The organism is Cyanobacteria bacterium FACHB-DQ100 (genome assembly GCA_014695195.1).
GTDB lineage: Bacteria > Cyanobacteriota > Cyanobacteriia > Leptolyngbyales > Leptolyngbyaceae > Leptolyngbya.
Genome location: JACJNW010000044.1, coordinates 172,982 through 190,304, shown reverse-complemented (window position 1 = coordinate 190,304; position 17,323 = coordinate 172,982). Strand labels below are relative to the sequence as shown.

At 48.0% G+C, this 17,323-nt stretch carries 15 protein-coding genes and 1 pseudogene; 4 read left to right on the top strand and 12 right to left on the bottom strand.

Features of this window, described 5'->3' with window-relative positions; translation table 11 throughout:
- Positions 1-239: 239 nt before the first annotated feature.
- The 4 genes and pseudogenes from H6F51_25835 to H6F51_25820 all read right to left on the bottom strand — a co-directional run bounded on the left by H6F51_25835 (position 240) and on the right by H6F51_25820 (position 1,283).
- A pseudogene (locus H6F51_25835) lies at positions 240-701 on the bottom strand (transposase).
- Positions 632-901, bottom strand: coding sequence for a transposase (locus H6F51_25830; protein ID MBD1825897.1), 270 nt, complete (start codon positions 899-901; stop codon positions 632-634). The pseudogene H6F51_25835 and the gene H6F51_25830 overlap by 70 nt, the downstream one beginning before the upstream one ends.
- Complete coding sequence (locus tag H6F51_25825) at positions 868-1,005, bottom strand: hypothetical protein (protein MBD1825896.1); 138 nt, start codon at positions 1,003-1,005, stop codon at positions 868-870. Before H6F51_25825 ends, H6F51_25830 begins: the two co-directional genes overlap by 34 nt.
- Before the next feature lie 86 nt (positions 1,006-1,091).
- The gene (locus H6F51_25820) at positions 1,092-1,283 is read right to left on the bottom strand and encodes a hypothetical protein (protein ID MBD1825895.1); all 192 of its coding nucleotides are present in this window, start codon (positions 1,281-1,283) and stop codon (positions 1,092-1,094) included.
- A 202-nt stretch (positions 1,284-1,485) separates the two neighbouring features.
- Between H6F51_25820 and H6F51_25815 the strand changes: the two genes are divergently transcribed.
- From H6F51_25815 to H6F51_25805, 3 genes are all read left to right on the top strand, one after another.
- Entirely contained in the window at positions 1,486-2,226 is a 741-nt protein-coding gene (locus H6F51_25815) for a DUF3891 family protein (GenBank protein MBD1825894.1), read from the top strand.
- The gene (locus tag H6F51_25810; protein MBD1825893.1) at positions 2,216-2,743 is read left to right on the top strand and encodes a GAF domain-containing protein; all 528 of its coding nucleotides are present in this window, start codon (positions 2,216-2,218) and stop codon (positions 2,741-2,743) included. Before H6F51_25815 ends, H6F51_25810 begins: the two co-directional genes overlap by 11 nt.
- Before the next feature lie 68 nt (positions 2,744-2,811).
- Positions 2,812-3,921, top strand: coding sequence for a hybrid sensor histidine kinase/response regulator (locus H6F51_25805; protein MBD1825892.1), 1,110 nt, complete (start codon positions 2,812-2,814; stop codon positions 3,919-3,921).
- A 45-nt stretch (positions 3,922-3,966) separates the two neighbouring features.
- Here the strand turns inward: H6F51_25805 and H6F51_25800 are convergent, their stop codons facing one another.
- From H6F51_25800 to H6F51_25765, 8 genes are all read right to left on the bottom strand, one after another.
- Positions 3,967-4,569, bottom strand: coding sequence for a sulfite oxidase-like oxidoreductase (locus H6F51_25800; protein ID MBD1825891.1), 603 nt, complete (start codon positions 4,567-4,569; stop codon positions 3,967-3,969).
- Positions 4,570-4,661: 92 nt separating this feature from the next.
- Complete coding sequence (locus H6F51_25795; protein MBD1825890.1) at positions 4,662-4,835, bottom strand: 50S ribosomal protein L32; 174 nt, start codon at positions 4,833-4,835, stop codon at positions 4,662-4,664.
- 56 nt (positions 4,836-4,891) lie between these two features.
- The gene (locus tag H6F51_25790; GenBank protein MBD1825889.1) at positions 4,892-7,966 is read right to left on the bottom strand and encodes an SMC family ATPase; all 3,075 of its coding nucleotides are present in this window, start codon (positions 7,964-7,966) and stop codon (positions 4,892-4,894) included.
- A gap of 97 nt (positions 7,967-8,063) precedes the next feature.
- Positions 8,064-8,546 (bottom strand): GNAT family N-acetyltransferase, encoded by a 483-nt coding sequence (locus H6F51_25785; protein ID MBD1825888.1) that lies wholly within the window; start codon positions 8,544-8,546, stop codon positions 8,064-8,066.
- Positions 8,524-10,500 (bottom strand): hypothetical protein, encoded by a 1,977-nt coding sequence (locus H6F51_25780; GenBank protein MBD1825887.1) that lies wholly within the window; start codon positions 10,498-10,500, stop codon positions 8,524-8,526. The genes H6F51_25785 and H6F51_25780 overlap by 23 nt, the downstream gene beginning before the upstream one ends.
- 160 nt (positions 10,501-10,660) lie before the next feature.
- The gene (locus tag H6F51_25775; protein MBD1825886.1) at positions 10,661-11,128 is read right to left on the bottom strand and encodes a photosystem I reaction center protein subunit XI; all 468 of its coding nucleotides are present in this window, start codon (positions 11,126-11,128) and stop codon (positions 10,661-10,663) included.
- A 347-nt stretch (positions 11,129-11,475) separates the two neighbouring features.
- Complete coding sequence (gene glcF, locus H6F51_25770) at positions 11,476-12,819, bottom strand: glycolate oxidase subunit GlcF (protein ID MBD1825885.1); 1,344 nt, start codon at positions 12,817-12,819, stop codon at positions 11,476-11,478.
- A 3-nt stretch (positions 12,820-12,822) separates the two neighbouring features.
- A complete protein-coding gene (locus H6F51_25765) occupies positions 12,823-14,139 on the bottom strand; it encodes an FAD-binding oxidoreductase (protein MBD1825884.1) in 1,317 nt (438 codons plus the stop codon).
- Positions 14,140-14,338: 199 nt separating this feature from the next.
- Between H6F51_25765 and H6F51_25760 the strand changes: the two genes are divergently transcribed.
- The gene (locus H6F51_25760) at positions 14,339-17,323 is read left to right on the top strand and encodes a PAS domain S-box protein (GenBank protein ID MBD1825883.1); all 2,985 of its coding nucleotides are present in this window, start codon (positions 14,339-14,341) and stop codon (positions 17,321-17,323) included.

The following is a 17,323-nucleotide window of genomic DNA, read 5'->3' as shown; positions in this document are numbered from 1 at the left end:
GTGGCCCCACGCTCATCCATCCCGAACTGAGTGGTGAAACGCATTTGCGGCGACGATAGTGAGAGGGTAGCCTCTTGTCAAAATAGCTAGCTGCCAGGGTATTAATTAGAAGATAAGGTTCTTCCATGGAAATGTGGAAGAACCTTATCTGTTAGAAGATTGCTTTCCAAGTGTGATGCACAAGATGACGTGAATGCAATTCGTTGAGAAATGTTCTTCAATTGGTCAATGATCGTTTTGATGATCGAGCGTCTACGAGGCATCAACCGGCCATTGAGGGACAGCAATCGCTGTTTCATGTTGAGCTTGAGCTTGGTGATGAGTTGAACCCCTGCGGTTTTGAGGAGTTGTTTGCCAAGGTGTTGCCTGGAGTCAGCATGATATTGAGCAACTCACCTCGGTCATTGACAACCAGGTGCAGCTTGAAGTCAAAGAACCAATCGACGGACGTTTTGTCGCATAGCGGCAACATTCTCAAGCACTTTGTTGCGCTCAATGCGGCGATTGTGGCAGACGCGCGACGATGTGGAATCCATAAAACTGATGCCACTGCACGACCCAAAGCACGAGCGCAAATAAGCGCACATCGGCACGAGCGTACCAGGAATCCATTCGATGAAGCGCTGGTAGCTCACCAAGCTAGGAAACGCATCTGCCCACTCGATCTGTACTTTCTCTTGATAGTTTGACTGTCCAAAATTGCTTCTGATGGGCTGGTAACTCGGTGACAACTCACCCTCACCCAAGTCCGCAAATGATCGTGCAATCTCAGCCAAGTTCCATCTTTCCGCCAAGTGCGAAAGTAGCGATACACCGTTTGCCAGGCTGGAAAATCTCCGGGTAAATTGCGCCATGTGCAGCCTTGCGTCAGCAGATAAACAATTGCTTCAAGACCTCCCACACGTTTACCGTACGCGGACGACCTCCAGATTTTGCAGCAGGAATTAACGGTTCAATCAGTTGCCACTGTTCCAGCGTTAAGTTGCTGGAGTATGCTTTACTCATAGCTCTCATTGGTGCTGTCTTGTTGTTATTTACAGCTTATGTCGTGGGAGCTTTTTTACCGATTCACCTACTTCTGAAACATCCTCTTAACCCCACTCGAAGACCGCTTGTTTCTCAGAAAACGCGCCATCGTCGAGACGATCATCGACCAACTCAAGAACATCTCTTAAATTGAGCATTCGCGCCATCGTTTCCCGATTAACTGCTTGGTCAACTTGGTCTGTGGCTTGATTGCCTACTGCCATCAACCGAAGAAGCCCTTCATTGCCATCGACCACAACTTGCTCCCTGCTGCTTAACCGGACCTGAGGTTGAGCAACTTTCCGGGTAGCGATGACTGACTTTAGTTTGTCAGTAATTGATGGCTTAAAGTTTTATTTGACTAACGATGGTGAAACACGAATATTCGATCGTGAGACAGATTCGCTCAAATAGTGCATCCAATATTATCGGCTGTATTGTCGTTTCATCTAAACCGTAATGATCGTTAATGCAACCCAAAACGGTTGGCAGATTATCTATCATCGTGCTCATGCTCTGCTTGCAGCTCAGATTGGTGGACAATGGCGCAGAAAAGATGCTCCGCCTCGTTTGTATGAAACGATCGCTGCTATCTCCCATCATGATGACTTAGAGCGCGAATGGGAAGAAAATAACCTCAATAAAGCAGGTGCGCCTAAAGACTTCACTCAAGACACGGATCAAGAAACTGATTATCATAGCCTCAGAAAACATATCGAAGGGTCGCTGTATCGGGGGCGTTGGGTGGCTTTACTCGTCTCAATGCACTTGCTGCGGTTGAACTCCGCTAAGCGTGGAACCTCTCCCGAAGCGGACAAGTTTCTAGATGAGCAAATTGAAAAGCAAAAACTTTGGCGCGAGGACTTAGGCATTTCTGAAGAAGAAGCAACGCAAGCGTATGACTTCCTGCAATGGTGCGATCGCTGCTCTCTGATTCTGTGCCAACAAGAACTTCCCGCTGACGAACGCCGACTCGAAATCAGCAAAGCTCACGATGATCAGGACTATGATATCAAGCAGTTTGAAAATGGGTTGGTTACGGTCACACCTTGGTGCTTTCAAGATGACAAATTTACGGTCAATGTTGAAGCCACAGTTTTGTCACAGGTCAAATTTGACAGTAATGCAGAACTGACCGAAGCCCTTAAGAACGCGCCGCGTAAGCTGATTGAATGGACGTTTGTAAAAGATGCCGCCTGAGATTGCTGAACTACTGCAAACAAACTCCGCTGATGCACTTCCAGCATTGATGGAGGCGATCGCGCAGTATTTGAACAGCGATCGTTGTTTTGTTTACCTGCGTGATCCCCAGACTCGCTTGGGTCGGGTTCCCTTTTGCTGGACGCGCAACTCAGAGATCCCTACAGTCTATGATGAGGACTGGAAGCCTGAACCTGAATCGCTTGCTGATGAAGATCCGATGTTTGCGGCTGCACTTGCCACTAAACCTTCGATCTTTGTAGAAGACGTGACGACGGCAAGCCCTGAAGTCTTAAATGCACAGTTTGAGCGCGAGAATTTTGGGCATCGGGCACTGATTCATGGGCATCTTTGTCAGGATCATCAGCTTTGGGGAGTTTTGCAGCCTTGTTTGATGCATGAGCCGCGCTATTGGACAGACGAGGAACGATCGACGTTTAGCGAGATGATCGAGAAGATCACCCCACTTGTTGTGCAGTACGTCGAACAATACAGGAAAAATCCATCAGAAGAATGAGGTAGAGTGTAACCTAAGTCGTGTTTATTCAGAATACTGACTGACTTTGCCTTTCATAGGTGGATTGCATGAATCACTCCCCTTTCAACCGATCCCGCACCGTCGATCGTATTCTTGTGGTAGACGACACGCCTGATAACTGTCTGCTAATTCAAGCCATTTTGCAGGACGAAGGTTATCAGGTTGAACTTGCGGATAGTGGCAAAGAAGCCTTACGCCTGATCGAGCAGTCTCCACCTGATTTGGTGTTGCTGGATGTGATGATGCCCGGCATGGATGGGTACGAAGTCACGCGCCGAATTCGAGCGAATATCTCGCTGCCCTTTATGCCGATTTTGCTGACGACGGCTTACGATCAGCCGAGTGTAGCCCAGGGTTTGGATACTGGCGCAGATGATTTCATCCGCAAGCCTGTGCATTTCGATGAATTGTTAGCAAGAGTCCGGGCGCTGCTTCGCTTGAAGCACAGTGTCGATGAGCGCGATCAGATTGCACGTCAGCGAGAGGACTTTGTTTCACGATTGACGCATGACTTGAGAACGCCGTTGGTGGCTGCTGATCGGATGTTGAATCTAATGTCTCAGGGGGCATTAGGTGATCTGTCTAGCGATGTTCAAGATGCAATCTCCACCATGATTCGGAGTAATGCGAACTTGCTGACGATGGTGAACACGCTGCTGGAAGTGTATCGTTACGAGGCGGGACGGAAGACGCTAGTATTTTCGCCTGTTGATTTAGGCGAACTGGCGCAAGAAGTAGTTAAGGAACTTTCACCGCTTGCGATCGACAAGCATTTAACGTTGAAGCTAGAGTTGAATGAGAACGATAACTTCAATGCGAAGGGCGATCGATTAGAACTTTATCGCGTGATGACAAACTTAGTTGGGAATGCGATTAAATTCACCGACGAAGGTTCTGTTTCTGTTCGGTTAACAAAGGTGGATACCGGATTGGTGCCTGCAATTAAGCTCGAAGTGCAGGATACAGGTCCTGGAATTTCGGAGAGCGATCGAGAGAATCTGTTTGAAAGCTTTGTTCCGGGCAAACACAAGCGATCGGGTAGCGGTCTGGGATTGCATCTTACTCGTCGAATTGTTGAGGCGCACAACGGCAGAATCAACGTTTCAACAGAGTTTGGAAAGGGAAGTACCTTTACGGTTTATCTACCGACCCATTAGACCACAAAAGCCGAGGTGTAATGCCTCGGCTTTTGTTTAGAATGTTTAGAAGAATCTTCCGCTATAGCGTTCTTCTTTCCAGGGGTCGCCTCGGTGATGATAGCCGTTGCGCTCCCAAAATCCTAAGTCTTCTTTTGACAGAAATTCTAAACCATTAATCCATTTTGCGCTTTTCCAGGCGTACAGGTGGGGAACGACTAAACGCAATGGCCCACCATGATCGGCTGGTAACGGCTCACCAAACAGCGTATGAGCAAAGAAGTTTTCTTCTCGGACGAAATCTTCCATCGAGATATTCGTTGTATAGCCGCCGTAGCAATGTTCCATAATGTGCACGGCTTTCGGATCGACTGCGATCGCGTTCATAAAGTCGGTCACTTTCACGCCGACCCACTGCACATCCAGCTTTGACCAAGTAGTAACGCAGTGAAAATCGGCGGTAAATTCGCTTTGCGGCAGCGCCATGAAGTCGTCCCAGGAGAAAACTTTCTCCTGAGCCAGTCCCCAGACGCGAAATTGCCAATTAGAACGATCGATGTCTGGAGTGTCGCCGTAGGTCAGAACGGGAAATCCTGTCGCTAGTCTCTGACCGGGAGGAACACGATCGCCATGTTGCGGTTCTGGCTTTTTGAAATATTTGCCTAACATAATCGTGACTTTTGAGAGAGGCGTGACTCTGGAAATATAGCAGAGCCAAAAAAATGCGTGACTCTTCAATTAGACGGAATCACGCATTTTACTTATTCTTCTTCGCCTTCTTCTTCGGTCGGATAGACGAAGCCTTTTGCCCGTCCGGTGAGAATCGATTTGCCGAGAGACAGAGCGCGTTGGGCTTGCAGATTGGCTTTGCGTTTCCAAGTCGCTTTGCGCTGGTCGCGCTTGGCGTTGGAGGTTTTCTTCTTAGGAACTGCCATAGGATCGGCGAATTTAAACAACCCTCCTATTCTACAGGAGTCCAAACCATTTTGATCTATAGGCACAGCATCAGTTCGGAGCCGTTTTGAGTTTTGGTGACTTCGATTCGCGCTTGGAAGGCTTCTCTAAAGTGCGGCATATGCGTAATGGTGAGGATGCAAGCAAATTCTGGCGCGATCGCGTTAATTGCGGCAATCAGGCGATCGCACCCTTCTTGATCTTGAGTGCCGAAGCCTTCATCGACAACGAGCATTTGTAGAGCAGTGCCCGATCGCTGGGCTAACAGTCGCGCTAACGCTAATCGAATGGCAAAATTGACCCGGAATGCTTCTCCACCGGAATAAGTTTCATACGGTCGAGTGCCGTAGGCATCTGCAATGAGAATGTCTAGTGTTTCCATTGCTTTCGCAGTTTTAGTTTTGCGGTTGCGCTGGGTGACAAATTGAACATGAAGCTGATTGGCGCTGAGACGGGACAGAATTTGATTAGTTGTTGCTTCAAGCTGCGGCAGGATGTTCTCGATCATCAATGCTTGAATGCCGTTTTTCCCGAAGGCTTGAGCAAGTTCTTGATAGATACGGCATTGTTGACGAGCGGTTTTGAGTTGGGTGTTGACCGCTTCAAACTGTTGACTCATGAGTTCCTGCTGTTGCTCTTGTTGTTGCAGTCGTCCGAGCTTGGCTAGATGTTCGTCGAGTTGGGTGCGCTGCTGCTGGATTTGTTGTTCAAGGGTTTGAATGTGTGCGGTGAGATCTGGAGTTTGCTCTAGGGCGTGGATGAGTTCTTGACAATTGTGTGTGATGGTTTGTAGATCGTTGAATCGTGCTTGCAAGGTGTGTGTTAGTTCGTAGAGGCGATGTTGAACTTGAGGATAATTTTTTTGAGCTTGTCTGAGTTCTTGATAGCGGAGTTGCCAAGCTTGTGCCTGACGCAATGCTGATCGTATGGCGTTGTGCTGATCTAAGTTGTATCCAATGTCTTGAAGTTGACGATCGTACTGTTGTAAACCTTGCTCCAGAGTTGCGATCAAACTATTACGTTGTTGTTCTAATTGTTCGATTTGTGTTCTGAGAGCGGGTTGGCGCTGCAAGATGTTCGCTTGTCTGCGTTTTGCTTGTTTGATTTCAGCTTGGCGGATTTCTGCCCAACGCCAGCGATCGACGCTTCCCCGCGCCAGTGCATGATCGCGCTCATCATAATTGAGTTGTTGTAGACTGCGATCGAGAATGTTTAGTTCTTCGTGGAGTTCTGGTTCAAAAGCTGCGGTTTTTAGTTGTTCTTCTAGCTTGAGTGATTCGCTAGTAATCTGCGATAGTTGATCTTGAACTTCTGCGGTGTTTTGTAATTGTTCTTGAAGCTGTCCGCGACGTTGCAAAGCATCTCCGTATTGAGCTAACTGTTTCTCAATGTGGGTGTATTCGTCGCGAAGTACCTGGATTTCTCGTTCTGATACGGTTAACTGTTCTCGAATCACCCAGATTTCAGTCAGGATTTCCTCTTTTTGAAGTTGTTGTTTCTCTAGAACTAAGTGCCAATGATGCTCATCTAAAGGTCGATCGCACAAGGGACAAGGCGGAAATTCTTGATGTTTGAGTTGCACTAAAGTTGTGCCTGCAAATTCCTCGGTCGCTGTAACCGTTGCTGCTCGCTCTTGTTCTAGCATCCGAATTTTGTAGTCGAGCTCAGCTAACTGAGCTTCATAGTTGCGTTGATGTGCCTGAAGCTGTTCCATAAAACTGCGGCGCTCTAAGCCTTTCTCGCGGACTTGATCTTGATAGGCTCTGAGCTTTTCCAGTTCTTCGATTTTGACGGCAACTTCGACTGCCGCTTTTTGTAGGGTCGGTTGTCGTTGTTGTTGGGTTTGTAGTTGACGCGCAGAGGTTCGGAGTTCTTCTAGTCGGGCAGAAAGACGGGTGAAAGAACGATCGAGCTTTTGTTGCAGTTGTTGTTTACGCTGAAGCAGGGGTGAGGCTTGAAGCTGGAGACGATCGAGCCTTTGCAGGTCTTGACGCGCTAGATTGAGTTGTTCGATCGCAGATTCAATCTCCGCTTCCTTGCTCAATGCTTTTTGAACTTCCTGCAATTGTTCTTGCAAGGTAATTTCCTGGGCTTGAACTTTCTGGAGTTGATTTTGTAGCTCTTGCAGTTTTTCAGTCTGCTGCTGCTCGTATTGTTGCCGTTGAGATTGAGCAACTTGATGAGATTGAAACTTTGCAGAGAATAGCTCTTCTTGGCCTTGAAGTGCTTGCCATTGTTGATAGCCCGCGATAATCGTGCTTTCTTGCTGCAATAGATATTCTAAAGTTTGGCGTTGTTGATCGGTTTGCGATCGTTCTTTTTGCAATCGCTGGCAGTCTTGATTCAGGTTGCGCTGTTGTTGTTGTTGCCAGCTTAATTGTTGTTGCCACGTTTGCCGTTGATGTTGAACGGCTTGGAACTGTTGCAGTTGATGATGATTTGTGGATTGTTGTTGCTGCATTTGTTCCAACACAGCTTCGAGTTTGGAGCGCTCTTGTGCGATCGTATCTCGCTGCTGTAGCTGTTCCCGAATGCTTTCTAAATGCCGTTCTAGTAACTCGACTTGGGCTTTGAACTGACGCGATTTATCTTTCGCTTGCTCAGAGAGTTCATCATACTGATGTAGCTTTAGGAGATCCGCCAGAATTTGCTTGCGTTCAGCCGGACGTTTCAACATGAATTCATCAGCCCGACCTTGACGCAGATAAGCCGAATTGACAAAGGTTTCGTAATCGAGTCTGAGATGCGTCAGGATTAACTGCTGGGTCGATCGGATGCCTTTTGCGGTAAGCGACTTAAATCCGCCACCCTGCATGATCTGAAACTCCAATGTTCCGCCTTGTCCGCGTTGGCGCGTTCTCAGTACTCGATAAGTCTGCTGGTGCATCTGGAAAATAAATTCAACCTGAGCTTCCTTTGCGCCCATGTGAATCACATCGTCTTCAGAAGCTGCCCGACCCTCTCCCCAAAGCACCCAAGAAATTGCCTCTAACAGCGAAGACTTTCCTGCTCCATTTGCGCCGCACACACAGGCAGTATGAAGCCCCTGGAAGTCGAGCGTCGCTTCCCGGTAGCTTAAGAAGTGTCGGAGTGTGAGACGTTGCGGAATCATCGCGGCAATTGCAGAAAACACAGTACGGATGCACGAAAGTACACCAGCACTCGTATATTGAGTGTAATCGTAAGATGAGCGAATTTGCTAAAAAGATCTACAACTTAGATCGATCGCTCACTTGCAAGTTTTTCTCCATGCGATAGTTTGTGAAGGTTCCACCCCGTCGAAAAACCTGCTGCTCTGCAATCACAGTAAAGCCAACGCTCTGAAAAAACGGCTTTGCCGTGATGCTCGCTTCAGTAAAGAGGCGATCGAGGTCTAATTCTCTTGCTTTTGCTTCGATGGCTTGATAAATTGCCCGTCCGATCCCTCGTCGCTGATAATTTTTGTGACAGTAAAAACAATCAATGTGCCCATTTACTTCGAGTTCACCAAATCCAAGAATGAGTCCTGCTTCCTCAGCAACATAAGTGAAGCGACTAGAGCAAACCGTCACCCAATCTCGAAAATTTAGATCATCCGGCGACCAAGCTTGCACTTGAGCGATCGAATAATCGCGCAAATTTACTTCACGCACCGTATCGTGAAATAGCTGCGCGATTTGTTCAGCGTCTTCAGGGCGAAACAATCGAATCATCAAGCGGATCAATCCATAAGTCAGGAAGTTCTTCCGGCGTGACTCGTCGATCGACAGTCACTTTATGGCTTTCACGATTGGTCATGACTTCTACCGCGATCGCCTCGATCTGAATTTCTACGCTCTCAAACGGGACTTTGACCTCGGTTGTTGCTTCCAAATTGCCGTGCCCATCAGGTTTGAAGTCAATGATCCATCGCGACGGTTCAATCATGCCGCGGCTTTGTCGATCGCTCACCCACAGCTTGACGTAGATTTTCGGCGCAATGTCTGGCAGCTTGATCCGAACAGTCGTCGTTTTCCCTCCGGTGAGTTCGGCTTCTGCGATCGTCACGATCGGATCAGGAACAGATTCATGCTCTGGCAGCAGTAAAGGATTTTGAGCGCGATCAGACTGTCCCTTATTGTGACGACGCGACACGATTAATTCAGCGAACGGCAAGATCGGCTCGTCATCGACTACCACTTCACTACTTGACGATTCAGGACTAGCCTGAAACCCAGATTCTTCTAGGGGAGTAATTTCTCGATCGTCTGCTTGAACCTTGAGTTCGCTTGCTTCGGGTTCTTCAACCGGGGTAAGTAGATCGAGCAAAGCTTCTTCAGTAGGGTCTTCGGGGGCTTCGATGGGCGGTTCAGTCAGTTCAGAAACCTCAGACACAGAAATTTCATCAGAAACCTCAGACACAGAAACCTCGGACAATGGAATTTCTAGCTGAGTCGCTTCTGGGGGAGCGTATTCAGGAATGGCTCCATCGGGCTGAATGCCGAAGTTGGGTAGGTTCAGCGATTTGCGCCGGTACGGACTTGGTGGATGCAGTTGCGGCGGAAGTGCTTGCGTTTCTTTGGGTGTGAAGCTCACCGCTTCAGCATCTTTTGGAGCCGCAACAAAGTCAAGAAAAGCGAGATTGAGCGGCGGCTGCACCGCAGACTTAGGAGCAGGCAAATCTAACATATCTTCCGCCATTGCCCGATCGTCTTCTTTCGCCTGGTACATCGCCTCAAGTAGCTGATCAAGCTCTGCCAGCAGCGTAAAGAATTCGGTTGCAACGATCGGATGTCCCTCAACTTTCGGGTCGTGCAGCGTAATCTCTCCCAACACTAGCTGCGTTTCAAGTCCAGCAGGCAACGTGACCTGATAAGACAATTCAAACGGTAACGCTGCTTGATCCAGTGTTCTGCAAGTTTCTAATAATAGTTCAGAGGTTTGGGGATCGCGCAGGCAAATCCGCAGTTCTGCATCAAGATCCGCCGTTTGAGCCGAAGTAATTTGCCCGGTAATGCTCAAAGAATCGCCCCAACGAGCAATATAAGTATTTTGAGCGAGATCGATCGCAACCAGTGGCGCTGCTGCAACAACTATCTCTGGCAAACGGTAATCTGGATACGGTGTTTCTGCAATTAAGCCGTACTCGGTCAAGATTTCGTCTGCGATCGTGGTTGATTCCTGCTCTGCCTGTTGTAAAATCTCCTCAACTGAGACGCGCTCTGGTTCTGCCTTTAAGGCTTCCTCAACCAAGGGACGATCGACTTCGATTGCCTTTGCTTCTACTGGCTCAACCCCGATCGCTTCAAACTCTTCAATATCCCAAACTGGACTCCAATCATCTACTGCGTCCGACTCAAGCGACAACACCCGAAACCGCAGCGACTGTGGACTGCCTTCTTGAGGTGAGCAGTGAAACTCCCAAATCCCAGACTGGAGATGGGTGAAGGGAATCACCGCCATTAAGCCGTTTGGATTGGTTTGATAGGTTCGAGTCTGAGTGCGGCGCTTGGGTGGAACCTCGTCGATCGCGTCATACTGAATGCGAACTTCGACGGGTGCGTTTTTATAGCTTGATTTTGCGGCAATGCGATACCGACCTTCCAGAATTTCGGAAGTGTCCAACGGAAGCCAAGCTCGATCGCCGTCTAGCTGTATCAAAAATTCCCAGGTTTGTGGTTCGGGCATAGGTCGGGAGGGCATTTACCACGTTTTGCAGTTAATAGGGTACTTCATGTCAACCCACTTTTGGCGATTTTATCCGCTTGTGCTGAGTTCGCCACAAAAATATAAAAAAGGCTCGATATCACGATCGAGCCTGTTGGCAAGAAATTTCAGTTCGACAGGGCTAGTTGAATGCACCCGTAAAGATCTTGTCTACGATCGAGAAGTTAGCGATCAGCAGGTAAGCGACGAATGCGCCACCTGTTGCACCAACGAAGAATCCGCCTGTAAATTGGCTCCAACCTTCGGAGGTTTGCAGCGAATCCGAGGAGGTTTTTTCTCCTTGGAAGGTTGCTAAACCGTAGATCGAAAGACAAGCGGTTGCAATCAAGATGAGTGCGACAGCGGAAATGAGTCCACCGATCGCGGCTTCTTGTGAATCCCGCAGCGGTCCGAGCAATGTCCAAGGACCGACTAAGAAGTAACCATGTGCCATTCCGATTTCCAGCCCGCGCAGCAAGGGAGAAAGCCCTTTGCGGTAAGCGGGTAGGTTGCCAATGAAGGCGCGGGTGAAGGCAGAATCACTGATAGGGGTCGAGAGGTGTCCGGCAAACGGATCGCCGTTATAAGGTTTGATAAGCTCGTCAGCCATATCTTAATTTTTCCTAATGATTCTGAAGAGAACAAAAAGAATTCGAGACTTATTGTAAGTATGCCTTGGGGCTGATTCTGACAAATGCTTCAGAAAAGTTCACTATTTAGGCAGAGGCGATTGGCTCTAACTGCGGTAAGCCAAATCCGCCCTAAGCAAGCCTAAACGTAAAAAATTAAAACTCCAAGCAGTATTTGAAGCCAATGTTTAGAGTTCAAGAAGCTTAATATGACCCAACTGATCGGCTCGGTGGGAGCAAGAATCGGTTGTCGGACTGTAGGAGTGATGAAAGATCCCGTCGGATCGTATGGTTCTGGATCGGCTCACCTAGCAATTACGACAAGCTATTAAAGAAGTTGTAGATCTTTCAACCGAATCCCGCGAATTGAGTAATCCAACAGTTGCATCGGGTGCAACACTGGAACTGATTTATCTTGCAGCTTCAGGTGCCGAGAAATCTGCACATAGCAACCAATGTTCGCAGAGGCAATAATCTCTGCTCTGGTATTGGTTAAGTTCTCCACTTTCTGCCGCCCTAACTCGTTCGCGACTTCTGGTTGAAGAATGTTATAAATTCCCGCACTGCCACAACATAATGCTGCATCTACAGGCTCCCGTAATTGGACTCCTGGAATCTTCCGCAACAATTGACGCGGTTGAACACTGATTTTCTGACCATGCAGCATATGACACGCATCTTGATAAACCAACGTTAACGGTTGATCTTGCAACGGGGACAACGGTGCAGTCAGCCCAACTTCAGCCAGAAACTCTTGCACATCTTTGACCTTACGAACAAAGGCTTCTGCTTTGGTGCGATAGTTTGGATCATCCTGCAATAGATGACTATATTCTTTCATCGTGTGACCACAGCCAGAAGCATTGATCAAGATTGCATCGACTCCGGTATCGGCAAACGTATCAATCATTCGCCGCGCAAATTGTTTTGCTTCCTCTTCTTGTCCCTGGTGATGCGACAATGCCCCACAACAACCTTGAACTTGCGGCACAACCACTTCACAGCCGTTCGCAGTTAAGACTCGAACCGTTGCATCATTCACGTCTGGATTGAACAAACGCTGCACACAACCCAGAAGCATCCCCACTCGATACCGCTTTTCACCTAGGGCGGGAATCAGTGCGGGAATTGAATCGGTAAAGGCTCTGGCGGGAATCTCCGGTAAGATCGCTTCCATTGCAGACAGTTGCGGCGCGATCGCGTCCAAAAATTTCAGCGATCGCACTAACTTTTGCAATCCTGATTTTTGATAAAGTCCCAACGGTCGCAGTAATGCCCGCATCCGATTTGGATAGGGAAACACCGAGAAAATAAATTGGCGTAAGAGCTTTTGGGGGAGCGATCGCGGCTCTTTGCGCTCAACTTGTGGACGAGTTGCGCCGATCAGCTTGTCGTACTGCACACCGGATGGGCAAGTTGTCACACAGGCAAGACACCCTAGGCAAGAGTCAAAATGCTGCACCGTCGCGGCATTCAGCGGGATTTCACCTTCGTTAATGCCATCCATCAGGTAAATGCGTCCTCGCGGCGAGTCCATTTCCTTACCGATGACGCGATAGCTCGGACAAGTCGATAAACAGAAACCACAATGTACACAAGAATCGATCAGCTTTGGATCGGGGGGATTGTGAGCATCAAAACCGGGATTGGCTACGGAGTCAGAGGTTTGCATTTTTTAAATTCCGCCTACAAAACGGTGAGGACTAAATAGAGTTTGAGGATCAAATTGCGCTTTAATACGCTTCATCCAGTCGATGCTTGCACCGCGTTTCGCGTTCGCATGGCCAGAATAGCCCCACACTTCAAGCTGTTGTTTGAACTCGCTCGAGGCTTGCAGCACAGAAAGATATCCGCCTGTGGCTTCACAGATCGATCGTGCTTCTAAAAGTTGCGTCGATCGCGCCTCTCTGACACTCAATCGCCCAATGCCGCTTCCAGCATGAATCAATACTTCCGCAGTCGGTAAAAGTGCAGAAATCTGATTCAGAACTGACACTGCTTCAGACGGCTTTACTCCTATTTTGCAAACGATCTGGTCACTTTGGGCAGATAAATTTATTTGTTCTGTCAACTGCTGCCATAGATCCGAGTCTGCGGGTTCAGAAATGCTTAAATTCAGCGTTTTTCCAACTTCGGTAAATCGTTCAATTTGTTGATCAACACTTTCCGCAATGCTTTGGAATCGGACTAACAAACTTGGAGTATTCGTAAATCCTAACGCTGCTGTGATCACATTCGACAGCAAATCTACACTCACAGGCGTTAATGCAGAACTTAATAGGGTTTGTGTCACTTTCTCTAACGCAACTGGATCACCCATGAGAATCATCGATCGAGAAACAGGCGGAATCGGATATACCCGCACTGTCGCCTGCGCTAAAATTCCCAGCGTTCCATACGATCCGGTGAGTAGCTTCATCAAATCGTAGCCCGCAACGTTTTTCACCACTCGTCCGCCCGCTTTGACAATCTCACCATCACAGCGCACAAACGTCACACCCAGCAGCATATCGCGCACACTGTTGTAGCGATGCCGCAGCGATCCAGTATCCGCCGTTGCAATCACCCCGCCCAACGTTGCTTGATCGTGCCCCGTCGGGTCGATCGCGCAGAATTGCCCCACTTCGCCGACGATCGATTGCAGCTTGGCAAACGAAATTCCCGCTTCAGCCGTTACGGTTAAATCACCTTCAGCGTGTTCAACCAAGCGATCGAGCTTTTCCGTACTCACCACCAGTGTCACCGCATCGATCACACCGCCCCAATGCAACTTGCTCGCACGACCACAAGGCAGAATGCGCCATTGATTGCGATGAGCACAGGCCACGATCGCGCTTAACTCCTCGATCGAAGTCGGAGTCACCCACGCGATCTGATCGGGATGACGAATTGATCGGGTTAGCTGCGCTTGTTGAAAATCAGATAGAGCATCCCACGTCCGAATTTCTGCAGGTGCGATCGTAGTTGAGAGCGTTTGAAGAACAGTTTGCATCCGAGAATGTAGGGAAAAGAGCAAAATAGGCGAATCAAAGCTGATGAAGAATTGTGGAAGCCTTATGAAAAGATTTCGATTCAGATCCTATCACCTAGGGAATAATACGCTTATATTCGGGGCGAAAGGGAATCACGAGAACCGTAAACCCTAGATCACAGTCCCAATCATTCGGCTTTCCTATTCTTAATGACGATCCATGTACCAGGATGACGCACTGCCCAGAATTGCTCAACTTCAAGCGCTTCTCAGCCGGTGTCAGTGCGATTCTGATACTGAAGCATCTACCCGCTTACAGCTTCAGTCTGCTTTTGCAGATCTAAAAACGACGATCGCTACCCTCCAGCAAGAACTCTATCAGGAACGCACCGCTCGCCAGCAAGCAGAAAACGCCAAAATGCTGCTAGACATGACGATCGAATCTGCCGCAGACGGAATTCTAGCGATCGATTCGCAGGGCAAAATCCTCAGCATCAATCAAACCTTTCGCCAACAGTGGAACATTGAAGCATCTGTGCTGAGCAAAGACATTCGCCTGATAGAGCAGGTGGCTCAACTGCTGGTTGAGCCCAATCTATTCCGTCAGCAGATACAACTCGAAACCGAACAGCCCACGATCGAGGGACATAATCTGCTTTATCTAAAAGACGGGCGAATTCTAGAGCGATTTTCAAAGCCGTTATGGCTCAACAACACGCTCTGGGGTCGAGTAATTAGTATGCGCGACATTACTGAGCAAAGCCACACCCAAAAAAGCCTCATTGCAAGCGAAAAGCTGTTACGCACCGTGGTGATTAACACTCCCACAATCCTCTACGCGCTCGATAAAAACGGAGTCTATACTTTATGCGAAGGTAAAGGGCTTGAAACGTTTGGAGTACAGCCAGGGGTACTGGTTGGGCAATCGATTTACGAGTTTTACCGTGACTATCCGCAAGTGATTCGAGACTTCGATCGTGTCCTTCAAGGCGAGGAACATCGATCGATTTTGGAGTTCGGCGGCGCGTTTTATGACAATCGCGCTACTCCGATTCGCAGCACAGAAGGCGAAGTGATTGGGCTGATCGGCGTTGCCACTGATGTCACTGCCCAGCGCCAAGCTGAAATCGAACTCCAGCAGACCAAACAAGACCTGGAAATTCGCGTCGAATTGCGAACCGTAGAACTCAGAGCCGCAAACGCAAAACTGCAAAAAGAAGTTTCACAACGACGATTAATCGAGCAAAATCTGCGCGAAAAGCAACGCTGTCTGCAAATTTTGAATCAGATTTCGCAAGGCGTTGCGGCTGGATTATCAGTCAACGAATTAATCAAACTGACGACCGATCAAACCGCTCAGCAGTTTCCAGACTTGCGAGTGCTTTATAGCATTATCGAAAATCGTCGATTCAAGGTCATTCACTCGGTTCAACCGCCAACGATGCCGTCTATGCAAGGAGAGGTAGAGAGATTCCACCTGACTCCCTTTTATTTTGAAATGATGCAGCGACGTGAACCGGCGATCGTGGAGGATGTTTTGTCTGACCCCGCATTCGCGTCAATGTCAACCGATATGCTGAGCCGTAGAACCCGTGCGATCGCGATGGTGGCAGTCCAACACTCCACCCACGAAATCGGTATTCTGGCGCTTAATGCTCCGTACGCTAAGCCTTGGACTTCCTCCGAAGTTGAAGTCCTTCAAGAACTCGGCGATTATCTCTCGATCGTGCTGCAAAAAGTCCAGGCACAAGAAGATCGCCAAGCCGCAGAAGAACGCCTGAAATTATTTGAATCTGTAGTTGTCAATGGGAATGATGCCGTAATTATTACCGACGCAGATCTAGAAACCCCAAAAATCACGTATGTTAATGCTGCTTTCGAGCAAATGACAGGATATTCAGCTGAAGAAGTCATCGGAGAAACGGCTACCATTCTCACTCAAGGTGAAAGAAAAGGTGAAAAAATCAATGATGCTCTGATCAAAAGAATCAAAACTGCACTCAGCCACGGAAGATCCATCCGATTTGAACTGATGAACTACCGCGTAGATGGCTCCGAATATTGGGCGGATTTAAATGTAGTGCCGATCGCAAATTTGCAAGGAAAAGTCACCCATTTTGTTGCCGTACAGCGCGACATTACCGATCGCAAATACTCAGAAAAAGCCTTAATCGCCACTCAAGCTCGGTTAAAATATTTGCTTTCTTCCAGTCCTGCCGTGATTTATACTTGTCAACCCGATCGCCATCGCGCCTGTACATTCGTCAGTGAAAATATCACTCAACAACTCGGCTATGAGGTTTGGCAATACCTCAAAGATCCGCAGTTTTGGATCGATCACATTCACCCAGAAGATCGATCGTTCGTGCTAGAGCATTTGCGTAGTTTGCCGCAAGCCGGAGAAATTACTTGCGAATACCGATTCTTACATCATGATGGCTCCTACCGATGGCTGCGAGACAGCATGAAATGGCTGAGTGACCAATCGATCGAAGTGATCGGTTCTGTTGTTGATATTAGCGAACGTAAGTGGGCAGAAAATAAAATTCGGGCATCGCTGCAAGAAAAAGAAGTGATGCTGAAAGAGATTCATCATCGCGTCAAAAATAATCTCCAGGTCGTCTCTAGTCTGCTCAAATTACAAGCAGGACACATTCAAGACCAGCAAATTATTGAAGTGTTCAAAGAAAGCCAGAATCGAGTGAGTGCGATGGCGCTGATTCACGAGAAGCTTTACCAATCTGAGGATCTCGCAAAGACTCATTTTTCAGAGTATATTCATGGTTTAACGAATGCTTTATTTCGCTCTTATTCAGCGAATGCTCGATCAATTCAGCTTCATCTTGATGTTGAAGATGTGCGGTTAAGTATCGATACCGCAATTCCTTGTGGGCTAATTATTAATGAGCTTATTTCTAATTCGCTTAAGTACGCTTTTCCCTTCGGAGAAGCAGGGACTATTTCGGTTCAGCTTCACGCTGAGGAAAATTTTTACAACGATTTACGTGAATTTACGCGCTATCAGCTGGTAGTGCGCGATAATGGGCGCGGCTTTCCGCCAAACCTCGATTTTCGCCAAACCAAATCGCTGGGCTTGCAGCTTGTTTGTATGTTGATTCGCCAATTGCGAGGAGAGATAAACCTTAACCTTGAATCAGGAGTTCAATTTACAATCTCTTTTACAGAACAAAAGCTCAAGGTTTAA

Bases quoted from the DNA above. Each gene is read 5' to 3' on its own strand.
- H6F51_25785 (MBD1825888.1), bottom strand. From the start codon at position 8,546: ATGATTCGATTGTTTCGCCCTGAAGACGCTGAACAAATCGCGCAGCTA.
- H6F51_25780 (MBD1825887.1), bottom strand. From the start codon at position 10,500: ATGCCCGAACCACAAACCTGGGAATTTTTGATACAGCTAGACGGCGAT.
- H6F51_25795 (MBD1825890.1), bottom strand. From the start codon at position 4,835: ATGGCAGTTCCTAAGAAGAAAACCTCCAACGCCAAGCGCGACCAGCGC.
- H6F51_25815 (MBD1825894.1), top strand. From the start codon at position 1,486: ATGATCGTTAATGCAACCCAAAACGGTTGGCAGATTATCTATCATCGT.
- H6F51_25825 (MBD1825896.1), bottom strand. From the start codon at position 1,005: ATGAGTAAAGCATACTCCAGCAACTTAACGCTGGAACAGTGGCAACTG.
- H6F51_25765 (MBD1825884.1), bottom strand. From the start codon at position 14,139: ATGCAAACTGTTCTTCAAACGCTCTCAACTACGATCGCACCTGCAGAA.
- H6F51_25760 (MBD1825883.1), top strand. From the start codon at position 14,339: ATGTACCAGGATGACGCACTGCCCAGAATTGCTCAACTTCAAGCGCTT.
- H6F51_25800 (MBD1825891.1), bottom strand. From the start codon at position 4,569: ATGTTAGGCAAATATTTCAAAAAGCCAGAACCGCAACATGGCGATCGT.
- H6F51_25805 (MBD1825892.1), top strand. From the start codon at position 2,812: ATGAATCACTCCCCTTTCAACCGATCCCGCACCGTCGATCGTATTCTT.
- glcF (MBD1825885.1), bottom strand. From the start codon at position 12,819: ATGCAAACCTCTGACTCCGTAGCCAATCCCGGTTTTGATGCTCACAAT.
- H6F51_25810 (MBD1825893.1), top strand. From the start codon at position 2,216: ATGCCGCCTGAGATTGCTGAACTACTGCAAACAAACTCCGCTGATGCA.
- H6F51_25790 (MBD1825889.1), bottom strand. From the start codon at position 7,966: ATGATTCCGCAACGTCTCACACTCCGACACTTCTTAAGCTACCGGGAA.
- H6F51_25775 (MBD1825886.1), bottom strand. From the start codon at position 11,128: ATGGCTGACGAGCTTATCAAACCTTATAACGGCGATCCGTTTGCCGGA.